The 17,624-nt window shown below is 61.2% G+C and carries 14 protein-coding genes; 6 read left to right on the forward strand and 8 right to left on the reverse strand.

Translation table 11 applies throughout. The annotated features are described in order from the left end of the window. Positions 1 to 43: 43 nt before the first annotated feature. Positions 44 to 904 carry a LysR substrate-binding domain-containing protein gene (locus CAF80_RS15590; protein WP_085667506.1) on the reverse strand — a complete coding sequence of 287 codons (861 nt, stop codon included), beginning with the start codon at positions 902 to 904 and terminating at the stop codon, positions 44 to 46. A gap of 113 nt (positions 905 to 1,017) precedes the next feature. Here CAF80_RS15590 and CAF80_RS15595 point away from each other — a divergent pair, with 113 nt between their 5' ends. The 3 genes from CAF80_RS15595 to CAF80_RS15605 all read left to right on the forward strand — a co-directional run bounded on the left by CAF80_RS15595 (position 1,018) and on the right by CAF80_RS15605 (position 3,763). Further along, positions 1,018 to 2,127, forward strand: coding sequence for a 2-aminoethylphosphonate--pyruvate transaminase (locus CAF80_RS15595; protein ID WP_039767555.1), 1,110 nt, complete (start codon positions 1,018 to 1,020; stop codon positions 2,125 to 2,127). 57 nt (positions 2,128 to 2,184) lie between these two features. Next, positions 2,185 to 3,012, forward strand: a complete 828-nt coding sequence (gene phnX, locus CAF80_RS15600) for a phosphonoacetaldehyde hydrolase (RefSeq protein WP_085667505.1) — start codon at positions 2,185 to 2,187, stop codon at positions 3,010 to 3,012. Between the two features lie 196 nt (positions 3,013 to 3,208). Then, entirely contained in the window at positions 3,209 to 3,763 is a 555-nt protein-coding gene (locus CAF80_RS15605) for a cytochrome b (RefSeq protein WP_085667504.1), read from the forward strand. Here the strand turns inward: CAF80_RS15605 and CAF80_RS15610 are convergent. Both CAF80_RS15610 and CAF80_RS15615 read right to left on the reverse strand, forming a co-directional pair. Further along, positions 3,760 to 4,668: a 1-aminocyclopropane-1-carboxylate deaminase/D-cysteine desulfhydrase gene (locus CAF80_RS15610; RefSeq protein ID WP_085667503.1), complete on the reverse strand. Its 909-nt coding sequence runs from the start codon at positions 4,666 to 4,668 to the stop codon at positions 3,760 to 3,762. The two genes, CAF80_RS15605 and CAF80_RS15610, sit on opposite strands and share 4 nt — an antisense overlap. 41 nt (positions 4,669 to 4,709) lie before the next feature. After that, positions 4,710 to 6,749, reverse strand: coding sequence for an FAD-dependent oxidoreductase (locus CAF80_RS15615; protein ID WP_074689045.1), 2,040 nt, complete (start codon positions 6,747 to 6,749; stop codon positions 4,710 to 4,712). 205 nt (positions 6,750 to 6,954) lie between these two features. Here CAF80_RS15615 and CAF80_RS15620 point away from each other — a divergent pair, with 205 nt between their 5' ends. Together CAF80_RS15620 and CAF80_RS15625 are read left to right on the forward strand one after the other, a co-directional pair. After that, complete coding sequence (locus CAF80_RS15620) at positions 6,955 to 8,085, forward strand: nitrilase-related carbon-nitrogen hydrolase (protein ID WP_074689314.1); 1,131 nt, start codon at positions 6,955 to 6,957, stop codon at positions 8,083 to 8,085. Positions 8,086 to 8,088: 3 nt separating this feature from the next. After that, on the forward strand, positions 8,089 to 9,129 hold the full coding sequence (locus CAF80_RS15625) for an AraC family transcriptional regulator (protein WP_074689047.1): 1,041 nt from the start codon (positions 8,089 to 8,091) through the stop codon (positions 9,127 to 9,129). Between the two features lie 320 nt (positions 9,130 to 9,449). On the opposite strand, the gene CAF80_RS15630 is transcribed toward CAF80_RS15625, so the two are convergent. Beyond that, positions 9,450 to 10,307, reverse strand: a complete 858-nt coding sequence (locus CAF80_RS15630) for a DUF2242 domain-containing protein (protein WP_039767568.1) — start codon at positions 10,305 to 10,307, stop codon at positions 9,450 to 9,452. 92 nt (positions 10,308 to 10,399) lie between these two features. Continuing rightward, positions 10,400 to 11,299 (reverse strand): LysR family transcriptional regulator, encoded by a 900-nt coding sequence (locus CAF80_RS15635; RefSeq protein WP_074689049.1) that lies wholly within the window; start codon positions 11,297 to 11,299, stop codon positions 10,400 to 10,402. Between the two features lie 122 nt (positions 11,300 to 11,421). On the opposite strand from CAF80_RS15635, the gene CAF80_RS15640 reads away from it, so the two are divergent. Next, entirely contained in the window at positions 11,422 to 12,627 is a 1,206-nt protein-coding gene (locus tag CAF80_RS15640; RefSeq protein ID WP_074689052.1) for an MFS transporter, read from the forward strand. A 60-nt stretch (positions 12,628 to 12,687) separates the two neighbouring features. Here the strand turns inward: CAF80_RS15640 and CAF80_RS15645 are convergent, their stop codons facing one another. From CAF80_RS15645 to lon, 3 genes are all read right to left on the reverse strand, one after another. After that, positions 12,688 to 14,559, reverse strand: a complete 1,872-nt coding sequence (locus CAF80_RS15645; protein ID WP_074689054.1) for a SurA N-terminal domain-containing protein — start codon at positions 14,557 to 14,559, stop codon at positions 12,688 to 12,690. A gap of 231 nt (positions 14,560 to 14,790) precedes the next feature. Continuing rightward, the gene (locus CAF80_RS15650) at positions 14,791 to 15,063 is read right to left on the reverse strand and encodes an HU family DNA-binding protein (RefSeq protein ID WP_002552737.1); all 273 of its coding nucleotides are present in this window, start codon (positions 15,061 to 15,063) and stop codon (positions 14,791 to 14,793) included. A 148-nt stretch (positions 15,064 to 15,211) separates the two neighbouring features. Then, complete coding sequence (lon, locus tag CAF80_RS15655; RefSeq protein ID WP_039767614.1) at positions 15,212 to 17,608, reverse strand: endopeptidase La; 2,397 nt, start codon at positions 17,606 to 17,608, stop codon at positions 15,212 to 15,214. Positions 17,609 to 17,624: the final 16 nt, after the last annotated feature.

The raw sequence follows: 17,624 nt of genomic DNA on the forward strand, positions 1-17,624 counted from the left end.
TTGAGGCATTCCCACGCAGAGCGTGGGAACGATCTGGTGGGTATCAGGTGGGGGCCAATCCGAAAAACGCCTGAATCAAGCGCAACTCCCGCCGTCGCTCCACGCAGCCAATCATGTGCCGGTTCACCAACCCTTCTCCCGCAATGGGAATCGCGACGACACGGGGGTCATGGCTGACCTCAACCGACGACACCACCCCTACCCCCAACTCAGCCGCCACCGCCTCTGTCACCGCCTCGCGGCTGTCCAGTTCCAGCAACACCCGTGGGCTGACCGACGCCTGGGCACAGGCCTGATCAAAGGTGCGCCGGGTAATCGAACTGGGCTCGCGCAAGACCATTATCACCTGATCCAGCTCCTTGAGCCTGACCTCACCGCTGCGAGCCGCCCACGGATGTCCCGCCGGCACCAGCGCGCAGATCCGCGATTCACTCAATGCTTGCAGATGCAGCCCTTTGCGCGGTTCCACCTCGGTCAGCACCGCCACATCGGCATGCTCGGACAACAACGCCGCCAACGTTTCCTGAGCATTGCCCAACCGCAGATTCACCGTGATCCCCGGATAGCGCGCCCTCAGGCTGGCGAGCATCGGCATGACCATGTGCGGGCCGTCCGCCGCCACCTCAAGGCGTCCGGTCAGCAACTGCCGATTGGCTTCGAGCAGCGCCTGCGCCTCTTCGGCCAGGCCGAACATCGCCCGGGTGATCGCCGCCAGTTTGGTGCCCTCCTCGGTCAACTCGACCCGGCGCGCCGTGCGTCGCAACAGGGTGATCTGGTAATGCTCCTCCAGCGCCTTGATGTGCCCGGTGACCGCCGGCTGGCTGATGAACAACCGGGCAGCGGCACGGGTAAAGCTGCCTTCCCGGGCCACGGCGTCGAAGGCGCGGAGCTGGAACAGGTTCATGAATAACCCTCACTGATGGCTGGCATAACAACAAACAATTTGATTGATGATCCGGCGAATTGCAACGTAGGCCCCGTAGCTTCATCCCACAGCGCTATCGCGAGGACACACGAATGAGTACTGCCGCACCCATCCTGCTCACTCCCGGCCCGTTGACCACCTCGGCCCGCACCCGCCAGGCGATGATGGTCGACTGGGGTTCATGGGATGACCGCTTCAACCAATTGACCGCCAGCCTGTGCGAGCAACTGCTGGCCATCCTCAACGGCGCCGACAGCCACCACTGCGTACCGTTGCAGGGCAGCGGCACCTTCGCCGTCGAAGCCGCGATCGGCACCCTCGTCCCCCGCGACGGCAAGGTGCTGGTGCTGATCAACGGCGCCTACGGCAAGCGTCTGGCGAAAATCTGCGAAGTGCTCGGCCGCTCGTTCAGCACCTTTGAAACCGCTGAAGACGAACCGACCACCGCCGCCGACGTCGACCGCCTGCTGCGCGCCGACGGCGACATTACCCACGTCGCGCTGATCCACTGCGAAACCAGCACCGGTATTCTCAATCCGCTGCCGGAAATCGCTCAGGTCGTCGAACAACACGGTAAACGCCTGATCATCGACGCCATGAGTTCCTTCGGCGCCTTACCGGTGGATGCACAAAAAATCCCGTTCGATGCGCTGATCGCCGCCTCCGGCAAATGCCTGGAAGGCGTGCCGGGCATGGGCTTCGTGTTTGCCCGCAAGGAATCTTTGGCCGCAGCCGCTGGCAATTCGCATTCGCTGGCGATGGACCTGTTCGACCAGCACAGCTACATGCAGAAGACCGGCCAATGGCGCTTCACCCCGCCGACCCACGTAGTCGCGGCGCTGCACGAAGCGCTGCTGCAATACAACGAAGAAGGCGGCCTGCCGGCACGGCATGCGCGTTACGCCGCCAACTGCCAGGCATTGATGGAAGAGATGGGCAAACTCGGCTTGCGCAGCTTCCTGCCTGCCGCGATTCAGGCGCCGATCATCGCGACCTTCCACGCACCGAAAGATCCGCGCTACCAGTTCAAGGACTTCTACGAACGGGTCAAAGCCAAGGGTTACATCCTCTACCCCGGCAAGCTGACCCAGGTCGAAACCTTCCGCGTCGGCTGCATCGGCCACGTCACCCCGGCGCAGATGCGCGAAGCCGTCGCGGCGGTGGGTGAAGTGCTGTGCGAGATGGAAGTGCTCGACATCTGATTCACCCGGCCCGCTCCCTTATTTGAATTGCATCGCCCACACAGGATTCTGACCAACATGAACTACAACAACCCAACCCAGCTGCAAGCCGCCATCCTCGACTGGGCCGGCACCGTGGTCGACTTCGGTTCTTTCGCTCCGACCCAGATCTTCGTCGAAGCCTTCGCCGAGTTCGACGTCCAGGTCTCCATCGAAGAGGCCCGTGGCCCGATGGGCATGGGCAAGTGGGATCACATCCGCACCCTGTGCGATCAGCCGCAGGTTGCCGAGCGCTATCGCAAGGTGTTCGGTCGCACCCCGACCGACGATGACGTCACCGCGATCTACAACCGCTTCATGCCGCTGCAGATCGAGAAAATCGCCGAGCATTCGGCGCTGATTCCCGGCGCGCTGGAGACCATCGCCCACCTGCGTCAGCAAGGCATCAAGATCGGCTCCTGCTCCGGTTATCCAAAGCAGGTGATGGACAAAGTCGTGGCACTGGCCGCCACCAACGGCTACATCGCCGACCACGTCGTCGCCACCGACGAAGTGCCGAACGGCCGCCCATGGCCGGCCCAAGCACTGGCCAACGTGATTGCACTGGGCATCGACGATGTCGCCGCCTGCGTCAAGATCGACGACACCGTGCCGGGGATTCTCGAAGGCCGTCGCGCCGGGATGTGGACCGTGGCGCTGATCTGCTCCGGCAATGCGCTGGGCCTGGATTACGCAGGCTACCGCGCACTGGGCAGCGATGCGCTGGCCAGCGAGCGCAAGCGCATTCATGCGCTGTTCGAAGGTTCGCGCCCGCACTACATGATCGACACCATCAGCGATCTGCCGGAAGTGATCGCCGACATCAACAAGCGCCTGGCCAACGGCGAGATGCCGCAAAGCAGCTGATTGCATCCATCGCGGCAAACAAAAACGCCAGTGTCTGCTCGACACTGGCGTTTTTTCATGGGCGTTTTCAGTCAAATCGCTGACTCAGCTCAGTGAAAGCTTTTTTAGCCTCGGGCAAACGCGCCAAAGGGGATTACAGTTAAGGCATGCCGTCGCAGAACGGCACGCTTGAGCCCTGAACCGTGAGGAACGCCGTATGCCGTGGACAAATTCCGAATCCCGTTACAGCACCGTGTCGATCCTGTTGCACTGGCTGATGCTGGTGCTGTTGGTGCTGGTGTACGCCAGCATGGAATTGCGCGGGCTGTTTCCCAAGGGCAGTGGCGGTCGCACGCTGATCCGAGAAGTGCATTACATGCTCGGGCTGACCGTGTTCGTGCTGGTCTGGTTTCGCCTGTTCGCCCGCAGCCTGGGCCCTGCGCCGAAAATCTTCCCGGCTTCGCCACAGTGGCAAACCATCCTCGCACGCTTGATGCACTGGGCCTTGTACCTGTTCATGATCAGCATGCCGATCCTCGGCTGGCTGATCACCAGCGCCGAAGGTCATCAGGTGATGTTCTACGGTTTCGACCTGCCGTTGCTGGTGAGTGAAGACAAGGTGTTCGCCAAAGACGTTGAACACTGGCATGTGCTGATCAGCACCATCGGCTACTGGCTGATCGGTCTGCATGCGCTGGCGGGGATCTATCACCATTACGTGGTGCGCGATAACACGTTGCTGCGGATGATGCCCAAGCGCAGCCAGGGTTAACCGTCGAATCCGCGCCGGCCCTGCAAGCCGCCGGTGTGGATGAAGATCAAGCATGAACCCCGGGCAAAGCGACCCGCCTCGATCTGTTGTTTGAGCGCCAGCAAGGCTTTGCCGGTGTACAGCGGTTCGAGGGGAATGCCGCTGGCCTGTTCGGTTTGCGCGATAAATTCAAGCAACGCCGGATCGACCTTGGCGAAACCGCCACGGCTGGCGTCGATCAGCTCGTAGCCTCCCATCTCACCGACAACTGCCTCGACATTGGCCGCGACGCCGTGATCATCGGGCACGGCCATTGCGCCGTACACCGCATGTTGTCCTGCCTCGGCCAACACCAATCCCGCGAGCGTGGTGCCCGTGCCACAGGCCAGCCACCAACCGTGGTAGTCGTCCCAGCCAAGTTTGCCGAGTTGTTCACTGACCTGATCCTTCAGCGCCTCGCACCCCAGCGCCCCCGGCAAACCGCCGCCCCCTTCGGGCACCGGATGCAGCGTCGGATATTGCGCCAGCCACGGTTGCCAGAACCCCGGCTCGTGTCGCGCCCGATAGCCGCCGTAACCAAGCCAGTGCAGTTGCATGCCGAAATCCTGCAGATCCCTGACCGTCGGCGTGTCCTGCGGATGCCCGCGCAATAACCCGACGGTTGTGAATCCCAGGCGTTTGCCCGCAGCCGCCAGCGCATGCAGATGATTGGAGTGCGCACCGCCCAGGCTGATGATGCCTTCGGCACCCGCACGGTCGGCGGCGTTGAGATGTTCGACAAGTTTGAACCACTTGTTGCCGCTGATCAGCGGATCGATACGGTCCAGGCGCAGGACCGCGACTTCAATGCCGGCGGCGGTGAGCCAGTCCAGATGAAAGGGATCGAGGGGGGCTTGAGGTAGCCAGTCGGTGGGAGGCAGAAACATGAAGGCCGGCTCTGTGCAAAGAGCCGGCATTCTAGGGTGGATCAGAGCTCGGCGGCCAGACGCGAGCCCTGATTGATCGCACGTTTGGCATCCAGCTCGGCCGCCACATCGGCGCCGCCGATCAGGTGCACGTTCTGCCCGGCTTCGACCAGACCGTCGTGCAGCTCGCGCAGCGGATCCTGGCCGGCGCAGATGACGATGTTGTCCACCGGCAGCACTTGCGGCTCGCCGGTTTCGCCGATGCGGATGTGCAGGCCTTCGTCGTCGATTTTCAGGTATTCGACGCTGTTGAGCATCTGCACCTGCTTGTTCTTCAGACCGGTGCGGTGAATCCAGCCGGTGGTCTTGCCCAGACCGTCGCCGACCTTGGATTTCTTGCGTTGCAGCAGGAACACGTCGCGCGCCGGTGCGTGCGGTGCAGCCTTGATCCCGGCCACGCCACCACGGGCTTCCAGATGCGTGTCGATGCCCCACTCTTTCCAGAAAGCGGCGCGATCCTGACTGGTGGCCACGCCTTCATGGACGAGGAATTCCGACACGTCGAAACCGATACCGCCGGCGCCGATCACCGCCACACGCTTGCCGACCGGTTTGCGCTCGAGCAGCACATCCAGGTAGCTCAGCACTTTGGCGTTCTCGACACCCGGAATCGCCGGAAGACGCGGCGCAATGCCGGTCGCCAGAATGACTTCGTCGTAACCGCCCTCGACCAGTTTTGCCACGTCGACGCGGGTGTTCAGGCACACCTCGACGTTGGTGGTCTGCAGTTTACGTTTGAAGTAACGCAGGGTTTCGTAAAACTCTTCCTTGCCCGGCACACGTTTGGCGACGTTGAACTGGCCACCGATTTCGCTGGCCGAATCGAACAAGGTCACTTGATGCCCACGCTCGGCGGCCACGGTGGCGGCGGACAGACCGGCAGGACCGGCACCGACCACGGCGATCTTCTTGATCTGCTTGACCGGCAGGTAGTTGAGTTCGGTCTCGTGGCAGGCACGCGGGTTGACCAGGCAACTGGTGAGCTTGCCGCCGAAGGTGTGATCGAGGCAGGCCTGGTTGCAACCAATGCAGGTGTTGATTTCGTCGGCGCGGCCTTCAGCTGCCTTGTTGACGAAGTCCGGATCGGCGAGGAACGGCCGCGCCATCGAGACCATGTCGGCATCGCCTTCAGCAAGGATCTGCTCGGCAATTTCCGGGGTGTTGATGCGGTTGGTGGTGATCAGCGGAATTTTCACCGAGCCACGCAGCTTGGCCGTGACCTTGCTGAACGCCGCACGCGGCACTTTGGTGGCGATGGTCGGAATCCGCGCTTCGTGCCAGCCGATGCCGGTGTTGATGAGGGTCGCACCGGCCTGCTCGATGGCTTTGGCCAGGGTGACGATTTCTTCCCATGTGCTACCGCCTTCCACCAGATCGAGCATCGACAGACGGAAGATGATGATGAAGTTCGGGCCGACCGCTTCACGTACGCGGCGTACGATTTCCACCGGCAGGCGCATGCGGTTTTCGTAGCTGCCGCCCCAACGGTCGGTGCGGTGGTTGGTGTGGGCGGCGAGGAACTGGTTAATGAAATAACCTTCCGAGCCCATGATTTCCACGCCATCGTACTCGGCGGTCTGGGCCAGTACCGAACAGGTGACGAAATCGCTGATCTGCTTCTCGATGCCTTCCTCGTCCAGCTCTTTGGGCTTGAATGGGTTGATCGGCGCCTGAATGGCGCTCGGTGCGACCTGTTTCGGGCTGTAGGCATAACGGCCGGCGTGGAGGATCTGCATGCAGATCTTGCCGCCCGCATCATGCACGGCACGGGTGACGATGCGGTGCTTGAGCGCTTCTTCCTCGGTGGTCAGCTTGGCCGCGCCGGAATACACACCGCCCTCGTCGTTCGGGCCGATGCCGCCGGTGACCATCAGGCCGACGCCGCCGCGGGCACGCTCGGCGAAATACGCCGCCATGCGTTCGAAACCACCCGGCTTCTCTTCAAGGCCGGTGTGCATCGAACCCATCAGGGTGCGGTTGCGCAACGTGGTGAATCCCAGGTCCAGCGGGGCCAACAGGTGCGGGTATTGAGTGGCGGTCATCGTTAACTCCACAGCAAGCAATCACGGAAAATGCGGGAGCTCTGCGTCCCCCGTCAGTCATGCTCGACAGATTAGGAGTCGCATCGCTGTCACTCAATGACCGTAACTGACAAGTTATTGATCCAAATGCGCAGCGCCCCTTGGCAAGCCGGGGCTGGCGCCCTACCCTGTCCGCACACCCTGTACCCGGTTGCTGTTGGATTTCATGCGCAAACTTCTGTACCTGACTTTTTCCATGGCGCTCATCGCCGCGCTCACCTTCTACGCCATGTGGGCGGCTGACCGTCCGGCCGGTCATTACCTGTCAGACCTGCGGATCAAACTCGCGGTCGATCAGGGCACCCCAGCCGATCGCGGCAACCTGCTGGGCATCCAGCCCGAGCTGTTCCCCACCGACTACCAAAGCCCCGAACGCCTGCACCGCAAGCTCGCCGCCTATTTGCAGCAGGCGCAGGATCAAGGCCTGTTGAATGAAAAAACCGTGGTCATCCTGCCGGAGCATGTCGGCACCTGGCTGATGATCAGCGGCGAGAAAGATGAGCTGTACCAGGCCGCCACCCTCGCCGAAGCAATGAACTGGCTGGCGGCGAGCAACCCGGTGCAGTTTGCTCGCGCCTGGCTCACCGCCAAGGGCAGCAGCCGTCTAGATGACGCGCACCTGCGCATGAAGTCCCGGGACATGGCCAAGGACTATCAGGCACTGTTCGGTGGCCTGGCCAAGGAATTCCACGTCACCCTGGTGGCCGGCTCGATCGTGCTGCCTGAACCGAATATCACCAACGGCCGACTCAAGGCCGGCAGTGGCGCGCTGTACAACAGCACGGTGGTCTTCGGTCGCGATGGCGCCCCGCTCGGCCAGCCACAGCGGCAGATGCGCCCGATCTTCGATCAGGACGAACCATCCGGCACTCGCGCAGCTTCCCGAATCAATGTGATCGACACCCCGGCCGGACGCCTCGGCGTGTTGATCGGCAGCGACAGTTGGTATCCGGACAACTACCGCAAACTCGACGAGCAAGGCGCGCAGCTGATCGCGGTGCCCGCGTTCGTCGTCGGTCATGGCGTCTGGGATCAACCGTGGAAGGGTTACAAGGGCTTGAGCGTGCCGGACTCGGTCAGCCTGAAACCGGGAGCCGTCAGTGAAGGCCAGGCCTGGCACCAACTGACCCTGAGCGCGCAACCGCCGGCCAGCAAGGCACTGGCCGGCATGAGTGTGTTCCTGCGCGGGCAGTTCTGGGACAAACCGAGTTCCGGGCAAAGCTTCCTCAGCAGCAACGGCCAGCAATTCGCCGACAGCGAAGCCCGCGGCGCGCGCCTGCTGAACCTCTGGTTGTAACCCGTGAAACCGCTGCCGATGCGCCTCGGGGATCTGTCGGTGGGCTTCGTCCACAGCCTGGCCGACGCCGTGCGCAGCCATGACGTCGATCCGCTGCCATTGCTCGAACAGTACGGTTTGGACACCGCACGACTGGCCGAAGCCGGCGCCCGCCTGTCGATCCCGCGCTACATGCGCCTGGGGCATGGCGCGATCCAGCTGACCGGCGATCCGGCATTGGGTTTGCGCATGGGCCGGCTCAGTCGCCTGAGTCAGGCCGGGCTGGCCGGTGTGACCGCCGCGCAGGCGCCGACGGTGCGCGAAGCCGCTCGCTGCCTGACTCGCTTCGAACCGTTGTACGGCTCCAACTATCGTGGCCAGTCGAGTTTCCACGAGGACGCCAGCGGTGCGTGGCTGCGCTTCTACTCGATCAGCCCGTACAACGCCTACAACCGCTTTGTGGTGGATTCGATCATTGCCGGCTGGCTGCATCAGCTGTCGAGCGTCAGCCCCGAGCCCATGCGCGCCGAACGGATCGAGATCGAATTCGACAGCCCGGATTATCGCGACGCCTATGCGGTGCTCGGCGAATGCCCGATCCAGTTCGGCGCTGAACACAATCAACTGCGCCTGAGCCTCACCAGCCTGGCCCAACGCAACCCGGAGCATTGCCCCAGCACCTGGAAACATTTGCTCGGTCTGTGTGAACGGGAACTCGAGCAATTGACCCGCACCCGCAGCCTGCGCGAACGCATCACGCAATTGCTCGGGCCGTTGCTCAATGGTGGCCGGGAACCCGACCTGGAAGAAGTGGCGGCACGCCTGAAGCTGCCGACCTGGACGTTACGGCGAAAGCTGGCCGAGGAAGGCACGCAGTTTCGCGCGATCCTCAATGACACCCGCCGTGATCTGGCAATGACCTACATCCGCGACACCGAACTGGCATTCGGTGAAATTGCCTACCTGCTGGGCTTTGCCTCGGCCGAAGCTTTCCAGCGCGCCTTCAAGCGCTGGAACGGCCAGACACCGGGCGAATTTCGCCGCAGTCACCGCAAGACAGGCTGACGCCTTACAGCTCGGTGGCGTCTTCCGCAGGCTCTGGTGAATCCAGCTCAAAGGCCTGGAATTCAAGCAGTTCTTCTTGATAGTCATCCATTGCGTAATCCCCCTACTACTTGCTTGAAATGGCCTGGAACAAATGACCAGTGCCTCGAGCATAAAGTGCCCGTGTGAAGGAAAAATGAAACACGGCCTTCATGAAATAAACGTAGCAGGCGGTCAGGAATTTATCGCGGGAAATTTTTCGACGGGGCTTGCAGGAAGAAGCTCAAGGGAGACAACAAAACGCCACGCGTCCGACAGGGGTCGGAGGCGTGGCGTGAAGTTCACTGCCCGGAGGCAGGCATGGCCGGGATCGGCTCGGAGGGCGGCGGTATATCCGTCGGATTGGCCGGTGGCGTGATGGTTTCCGTGGCGGGCGCAGGCTCGGTAACCGGTGCCGGGGTAATCGGCGCCGCTTCCGCTGGCGGCGCTACCGGCTCGGAACTGGCAGGGGTCGCTTCTGCAGGCGCTGGCGTCGGTGCTGCAGCGGGCTCGGCGGCCGGTGCTGGGGCCGGTTCAGCCGCTGGGGCTGGAGCCAACGGAGCCGGTGCCGCTTTAGCCTCCGGCACACCCAGGTCGGTCTTCGGTTTTTCGGTGATGTGCGCGGCCTTCTTCGCGTCAGCCGGCAGGAACAGCTCGACCAGCGTGAAGAAACGCTCGTAGAACTTCTGCGACGACACGGTTTCGCTGGCCACCTTGACCATCGAATCGTCAGACGAGCCGATCGGCATCGAGACCGAGCCCAACACGCCAACCCCGAGGCTGGCCGAGTTGTTGGTCTTCTTCAGCGCGTAGCGGTCCTGCAGGGCGTTGGCGAACACGGTGGCGTGATGGCCGGCGCTGCCATCATCGGCGCATACCACGTTGAAGCTGATCTCCAGGTGGGTTTCACCGGTCTGCTGGAAGCTCTTGTGCCCACTGACCAGTTTCGGGTCATTGCTGGTAATGATGTAGCCCTGGCTGAGCAACGCTCGGCGGGCCGCTTCGCAACTGGCGGTGTCGGTCACCGGGTAATTGCGCGAAAAGGTGCCGGAGTCGTCGAAATTCTCATGCTCGTAGATGGGCTTGTCCTTGGAGCAGCCGGCAGCGGCGGTCAGCAACAACGCCAACCCGATGAAACGCACGGGAATAGAATTCAACATTAAACATCCTGAGGGAAAACGGTCCGGGGCGTATTGTGCAACAGATCGCTGCCCCGCGGCGTATGGATTAGTGTCTTAAAACAGTTACAACTCTATCGACCTTCAGTGGCAGGAAAAAGTCGCGCCGATAAATGATCGATGAACACCCGCAACTTGGCGGTTGCATGCCGGCTCGACGGCCACAGCACCCAGAACTGTCCGACGTGCTCCAGATGCTCATCCAGCACGCGCTGCAGGCGGCCTTGCTGCTGCGCCTCGAAGATCATGAAGTCCGGCAGACAAGCGATGCCCATGCCCGCCAGCGCTGCATGCCGCACGGCTTCGATCGACGTACTGACCAGGCGTGTCGGCAAGGTCGGTTCGGGCGCGCCCTCCTCGCGTTTGAGCGGCCAGGGCTCCAGTTTGCCGGTGGCGTGAAACGTATGGCGCAGGCAGGCGTGCTCCGCCAGATCGGCCGGGGTCAGCGGTTCGCCGCGCTCGCGCAGGTACGCGGGGCAGGCCACCAGCACCATATGAAACTCGCCCAACGGTCGTGCCATCAGTCGCGAGTCTCGCGGTTTCCCCGTTCGAATCACTGCGTCGAAACCTTCTTCAACCACATCAACCATGCGATCGGTCAGGTCCAGATCCAGTTCGATCTGCGGGTACAGCGCCATGAACTCGTTCATGACCGGCATCACCAGGTCATGCACCTGGGGCAGGCTGACCCGTAACTTGCCGTGAGGCGCCGCTGCGGCATCGCACAGTTCAAATTCCGCCGCCTCCACTTCGGCGAGGATCTTGCGGCAACGTTCAAGAAACAGCGCGCCTTCACTGGTCAGCGTGATGCTGCGAGTGGTGCGGTGAAACAACCGCACATTGAGTCGTGCCTCCAGTCGGGCAATGCTTTTGCCGACCGCCGACGAAGACACGCCCTGCAGGCGGCCGGCCTCGGTAAAGCTGCGGGTTTCCGCCACCTGCACAAACACTGAAATACTGCCCAGGCTGTCCATTCATCCCTCCCTGATTCACGACATTCTTGTCCGAGATGTTCGGAACCCTAACCTGTTTTTCCCGAATGTGCAGCGCCCTACCCTATGGCCTTCGTCTCCTTTGGCAAAATGGAAACCCGCCCATGAACGATGCGCCACTCACTTCCTCCACGCTCGCCGGCACCGTCGAACCCGCAGAACGATTACCGCTGGGCGCACTGCTCGCACTGGCCACCGCCGGGTTCATCACCGTGTTGACCGAGGCGATGCCTGCCGGCCTGCTGCCGCAGATGAGCGCAGGGCTCGATGTTTCTCAGGCACTGATCGGGCAACTGGTCACGCTGTACGCGATCGGTTCGATGCTGGCGGCGATTCCGCTCACCATTGCCACCCGAGGGTGGCGTCGACGCCCGCTGCTGCTGGCGGCCATTGGTGGGTTTGCCATCGCCAACAGCATCACCGCGCTGTCGGAGCTGTACTGGCTGACACTGATTGCACGTTTGATCGCAGGCGTGTTCGCCGGGCTGCTGTGGGCTTTGCTGGCGGGGTACGCGAGTCGGATGGTGGCACCCCACTTACAAGGCCGGGCGATTACGGTGGCCATGCTCGGGGCGCCGCTTGCGCTGTCGCTGGGCATTCCGGCCGGGACGCTGCTGGGTACGGCAGTCGGCTGGCGCCTGAGCTTCGCGATCATGACCGGGCTGACCGTGCTGCTGGTGATCTGGGTGCGCTGGCAAGTGCCGGACTTTGCCGGTGAGCGCGCCGGTAAACGCCTGCCACTGCGTCAGGTGTTTACCTTGCCGGGCGTGCGATCCGTGCTGTTCGTGACCCTGTCCTACGTCGTCGCGCACAACCTGTTGTATACCTATATCGCACCCTTTCTGCAGCCTTCGGGGCTTGGCGGAGAAATCGACCGAGTGTTGTTGGTGTTTGGCTTGGCGTCGGTACTGAGCCTATGGATCGTCGGCAGCCTGATTGATCGCTGGCTGCGTCAGCTGGTATTGGTCAGCGGCTTGTTGTTCCTGCTGTCGGCGATCGTACTGGGCTTGTGGCGCGAATGGCCGGGCGTGGTCTACACCGCCACCGCCGTCTGGGGGCTGGCATTCGGCGCGATGCCCTCGCTGTTGCAGACGGCCCTGGCGAAAACCGCCAGGGAGGCTGCCGACACCGCGCAATCAATGCTGGTGACGCTGTGGAATGTCGGCATTGCCGGTGGCGGACTTGTCGGAGGCCTGCTGCTGAACAACCTGGGCGTCGGAAGTTACCCATGGATTGTCGCGGGTCTGTTGCTGCTGACCCTTTATGCGACCGTCAATGCCCGAAGCCATGGTTTCCCGAACGCCGGATAACGCGCACAAAAAAGCCCCGGATTTTCATCCGGGGCTCGGGTCTTGCGGCTCAGCCAGGCATCAGAAACGCTTGATGTCGGCTTCGGCTTCCAGCTGCTTGCGATACGCCGCGAAGTCCTGCTGCCCCACACGCGAGGCGAGGAAGCGACGATATTGCGCTTTCTCTTCATCGGTCGGAGCCGCCGCTTCGTTCACGCCATTAAGGCGCACGATGGTCAGGCTACCGTCCGCCAGCGTCACGCTGGTGAAGGTCGGCTTGTCCTTGGCGGCCGGTTTCGGCATGCGGAACAACGCTTGCAGCACCGCTGGATCAACGCCTTCCTGAGCGCGGTTCGCCGCTTCAGTGACTTTCCAGCTCTGACCGTCCACCGCCTTGTCCAGCGGGGTCTTGCCATCACGCAGACTGGCGATCAGTTGCTCCGCCTTGGTTTTGGCAGCCGCGCTGGCGTGCTCTTTGGTCAACTGGGTGCGAATGGCAGCGGCCACGCTTTCCAGCGGCAATTGAGTCGGCTTGAGGTGCTCCTTGGCGCGCAGCACGATCACGGTTTCCGGATCCAGCTCGATGGCGGTGCTGTTGGCACCCTCTTCCAGCACCTCAGTGCTGAACGCGGCAGTCACCACGGCACGGTTGGCTGCAACGCCTTCGCCACCTTCACGGCCGAACGGCTTGGAGGTGTGCACGGTCAGCTTCAGATCCTGCGCCGGCTGGGCCAGGTCGGATGCTTCGAACGAAGAGTCTTCCAGTTGCTTGGTCGCCTCGACGAAACGCTGCTCGACTTGCTGGGTTTTCAGCTCGCGGGTCAGCTTGTCCTTCAGGCTGGCCAGAGTCGGCACTTCAGGCGCCTCGACACCCAGCAGCTTGATCAGATGGAAACCGAAGTCGGTGCGAACCGGCTCGGAAACCTGATCCTTGTTCAGCGAATACAGGGCTTTCTCAAAGGCTGGATCGTAAACGCCAGGACCGGCATAACCGAGGTCACCGCCGTTGTTGGCCGAACCCGGATCCTGCGAGAACTCCTTGGCCAGCGCTTCGAATTTCTCGCCCTTGGCCAGACGCGCCTGGACTTCTTCGATCTTCGCCTTGGCCTGGGCTTCGGTGGTTTTGTCGTTGACTTCGATCAAAATGTGCGCCGCACGACGCTGTTCCGACAGGTTGGCGATCTCTTTCTGATACGCCGCCTGCAGGTCTTCGTCCTTTACGGCGACCTGATCGAAGAACGATGCCTTCTTCAACTCCAGGTAATCGATGACCACTTGATCCGGGGTCATGAACTCCTTGGCGTGCTCGTCGTAGTAAGCCTTGACCTCGTCATCGGTCAGCTTCACGGCCGAAGGGTCAGCCTTGATGTTCAGCGTGGCGAAGTCGCGGGTCTGTTTTTCCAGACGGGCGAAGGCCAGCACCTGAGCATCGGTCACGAAACCGCTGCCCGCCACACCGGCGCGCAGTTGGCCGATCAGCATTTCCTGAGCCAGCATCTGGCGGAACTGCATGCGGCTGTAGCCCAGTTGACGGATCACCTGATCGAAACGGTCGGAGCTGAACTTGCCGTCGACCTGGAATTCAGGCGTCTGCAGGATCACTTGGTCCAGGGCCGCTTCGGAGAAAGCGAATTTCGATTGTTCCGCGCCTTGCAGCAGCAGCTTGCGATCGATCAGACCCTTGAGGGCCGATTCGCGCAGCATTTTTTCGTCCAGCAAGGAAGCGTCGAAGTCCTTGCCCAGTTGTTGCATCAGCTGACGGCGTTGCATATCCACCGCCTGGCTCAGCTCGTTCTGGCTGATTTCTTCACCGTTGACCTTGGCCGCCTCATTCTTGTGAGTCGTGGCCTGGAAAATGGCGTCGAAACCGGTCAGAGCCATCAGTGCAACGATGACCCCGATAATGGTCTTGGCAATCCAGCCTTGTGAATTGTCCCTGATATTCTGCAGCATGCGTCCCCCAGAAACGGTTGAACTTCAAAATTAGGCAACCGTGGAGCGTGGGTAGAATCCGGATAGAAGAAAGGCGCATCCGAGGATGCGCCTTCTCGTAACTGGCGGAGCGGACAGGGCTCGAACCCTCGATCCCGGTGTGACAGGCAGCTATTCCCACCGCCTGCTCTACCGCTCCGCTGCCAAGTCAGGCATAACCCCGACCCGGATGGGTAAAAACCTGAATCAAACTTAGTTGACGGCTTCTTTCAGGGCTTTACCGGCTTTGAAACCTGGTTTTTTGGCTGCCGCGATTTCCAGAGTCTTGCCGGTCTGTGGGTTACGACCGATGCGAGCTGGACGATCAGTCACGGAGAAAGTACCGAAACCAACCAGAACAACGGAGTCGCCAGCCTTGAGAGCGCCAGTGACGGATTCGATTACAGCGTCCAGCGCACGGCCAGCAGCAGCTTTCGGGATATCAGCGGATGCAGCGATAGCATCAATCAGTTCCGACTTGTTCACTCTAAGTCCCCTTATATCTATTTGAGTATGATTCTAAGTTTTTTGGTGAAAGCAAAAACGAGTGCTGAATGGCCTACAGACACTTAAGAGCCGCTTTATAACAAGGGCTCTAAAAAGCTGTCAAGGAAGCCCCCCAGGCAAAAGCGTATTAATGCGTGCTAATTCTTTCCTTAGAGTCAGACTCACGTTTTTCGTCCTTGGCAACTATCTCCGGAGCCACATCCGGCAAGGGCTCCGGCGCGTATTGCAGCGCAATTTGCAGGACTTCGTCAATCCATTTAACCGGTTTGATCTGCAGATCCTGCTTGATATTGTCAGGAATCTCCTTCAGATCACGCACGTTCTCTTCCGGAATAATCACTGTCTTGATTCCGCCACGGTGAGCGGCCAGCAGTTTTTCCTTCAGACCGCCAATGGCGAGAACTTGACCACGCAGGGTGATCTCGCCGGTCATGGCGACATCGGCGCGCACAGGAATACCCGTCAAAGCCGACACCAGTGCGGTACACATGCCTACACCAGCGCTCGGGCCGTCTTTCGGCGTAGCGCCTTCCGGCATGTGGATGTGCGTGTCGCGCTTCTCGTGGAAGTCCAGGGGGATGCCCAGACTCTTGGCACGGCTGCGCACAACGGTCAGGGCCGCAGTGATCGATTCGACCATTACGTCACCCAGCGAACCGGTCTTGATCAGTTGACCTTTGCCCGGCACCACAGCGGCTTCGATGGTCAGCAGTTCGCCGCCCACCTGAGTCCAGGCCAGGCCGGTGACTTGTCCGATCTGATCCTGCTGCTCGGCCAGACCGTAGCGGAACTTGCGAACGCCGAGAAAATGTTCCAGCAGATCAGCTGTCACTTTTACCGAGAAGCGTTTTTCCAGCGCGTGCTCTTTGACCGCCTTGCGGCAGACCTTGGCAATCTGCCGCTCGAGGCCACGCACACCGGCTTCGCGGGTGTAGTAACGGATGATGTCGCGGATCGCTTCTTCGTCGAATTCCAGCTCGCCCTTCTTCAGGCCGTTGGCTGCAACCTGTTTGGGCGACAGGTACTTGACCGCAATGTTGATCTTCTCGTCTTCGGTGTAGCCCGGCAGACGGATGACTTCCATCCGGTCCAGCAGCGCCGGTGGAATGTTCATCGAGTTCGAGGTGCACAGGAACATCACATCCGAGAGGTCGTAATCGACTTCCAGATAGTGATCGTTGAAGTTGTGGTTCTGTTCTGGATCAAGCACTTCCAGCAATGCCGACGCCGGGTCGCCACGCATGTCGCTGCCCATTTTGTCGATTTCATCGAGCAGGAACAGCGGGTTGCGGACACCCACTTTTGTCATCTTTTGAATCAATCTTCCTGGCATCGAACCGATGTAGGTCCGACGGTGACCACGGATTTCCGCTTCGTCACGCACGCCACCGAGGGCCATACGCACGAATTTGCGGTTGGTGGCATGGGCGATCGACTCGGCCAGCGAGGTTTTACCCACGCCCGGAGGACCGACCAGGCACAACACCGGGCCACGGATTTTCTTCACGCGCTTTTGCACGGCGAGGTATTCAAGGATGCGTTCCTTGACCTCTTCGAGGCCGTAGTGATCGGCGTCGAGAATGTCTTCGGCACGGGCCAGGTCCAGACGTACCTTGCTCTGGGCCTTCCACGGCACTTGAACCAGCCAGTCGATGTACGAGCGCACCACGGTGGCTTCAGCGGACATCGGCGACATTTGCTTGAGCTTGTTCAGCTCGGCAGTGGCCTTGGCCAGCGCGTCTTTCGGCAGACCGGCAGCGTCGATGCGCTTCTTCAGGTCTTCGATTTCGTTGTGGCCTTCGTCGCTGTCGCCGAGTTCTTTCTGAATGGCCTTCATCTGCTCATTCAGGTAGTACTCGCGCTGACTGCGCTCCATTTGCTTTTTGACGCGGCCACGAATGCGTTTTTCGACTTGCAGCAGGTCGATCTCGGCGTCCAGCAAGGCCAGAACGTGCTCGACCCGGGCCGACAAATCGATGATTTCGAGGATTTCCTGCTTCTGCTCGATCTTCAGCGCCATGTGCGCAGCCATGGTGTCTACCAGGCGGCCAGGCTCGTCGATGCTGTTGAGAGACGACAGGACTTCAGCCGGGACTTTTTTGCCCAACTGCACATATTGTTCGAACTGCGACAGCAGGCTGCGCACAAACACTTCGGATTCGCGCTCGGCGGCGTCGACTTCGTCGATCAGCGACACTTCGGCACGGCAGTGGCCATCGACTTCGCTGAAGCGCTCGACAGCGCCACGCTGCTCGCCTTCGACCAGAACCTTGACGGTGCCGTCCGGCAGCTTCAGCAGCTGCAGAACGGTGGCGATAGTACCTACGCGATAGAGAGCTTCTTCACCGGGATCGTCGTCAGCCGGGTTTCTCTGGGCCAGCAGCAGGATCTGCTTGTCACCCGTCATCGCGGCCTCGAGGGCTTCGATGGATTTCTCGCGCCCCACGAACAGCGGGATAACCATGTGCGGATACACAACGACATCACGCAATGGCAGGAGAGGCAATTCGATGGTGGTCTTCATGATTTCGCCTCTACGG

Origin of the sequence: Pseudomonas sp. B34(2017), from assembly GCF_002112915.1 — a bacterium.
Taxonomy (GTDB): domain Bacteria; phylum Pseudomonadota; class Gammaproteobacteria; order Pseudomonadales; family Pseudomonadaceae; genus Aquipseudomonas; species Aquipseudomonas pharyngis.

Bases quoted from the DNA above. Each gene is read 5' to 3' on its own strand.
- CAF80_RS15590 (WP_085667506.1), bottom strand. From the start codon at position 904: ATGAACCTGTTCCAGCTCCGCGCCTTCGACGCCGTGGCCCGGGAAGGC.
- CAF80_RS15595 (WP_039767555.1), top strand. From the start codon at position 1,018: ATGAGTACTGCCGCACCCATCCTGCTCACTCCCGGCCCGTTGACCACC.
- phnX (WP_085667505.1), top strand. From the start codon at position 2,185: ATGAACTACAACAACCCAACCCAGCTGCAAGCCGCCATCCTCGACTGG.
- CAF80_RS15605 (WP_085667504.1), top strand. From the start codon at position 3,209: ATGCCGTGGACAAATTCCGAATCCCGTTACAGCACCGTGTCGATCCTG.
- CAF80_RS15610 (WP_085667503.1), bottom strand. From the start codon at position 4,668: ATGTTTCTGCCTCCCACCGACTGGCTACCTCAAGCCCCCCTCGATCCC.
- CAF80_RS15615 (WP_074689045.1), bottom strand. From the start codon at position 6,749: ATGACCGCCACTCAATACCCGCACCTGTTGGCCCCGCTGGACCTGGGA.
- CAF80_RS15620 (WP_074689314.1), top strand. From the start codon at position 6,955: ATGCGCAAACTTCTGTACCTGACTTTTTCCATGGCGCTCATCGCCGCG.
- CAF80_RS15630 (WP_039767568.1), bottom strand. From the start codon at position 10,307: ATGTTGAATTCTATTCCCGTGCGTTTCATCGGGTTGGCGTTGTTGCTG.
- CAF80_RS15635 (WP_074689049.1), bottom strand. From the start codon at position 11,299: ATGGACAGCCTGGGCAGTATTTCAGTGTTTGTGCAGGTGGCGGAAACC.
- CAF80_RS15640 (WP_074689052.1), top strand. From the start codon at position 11,422: ATGAACGATGCGCCACTCACTTCCTCCACGCTCGCCGGCACCGTCGAA.
- CAF80_RS15645 (WP_074689054.1), bottom strand. From the start codon at position 14,559: ATGCTGCAGAATATCAGGGACAATTCACAAGGCTGGATTGCCAAGACC.
- lon (WP_039767614.1), bottom strand. From the start codon at position 17,608: ATGAAGACCACCATCGAATTGCCTCTCCTGCCATTGCGTGATGTCGTT.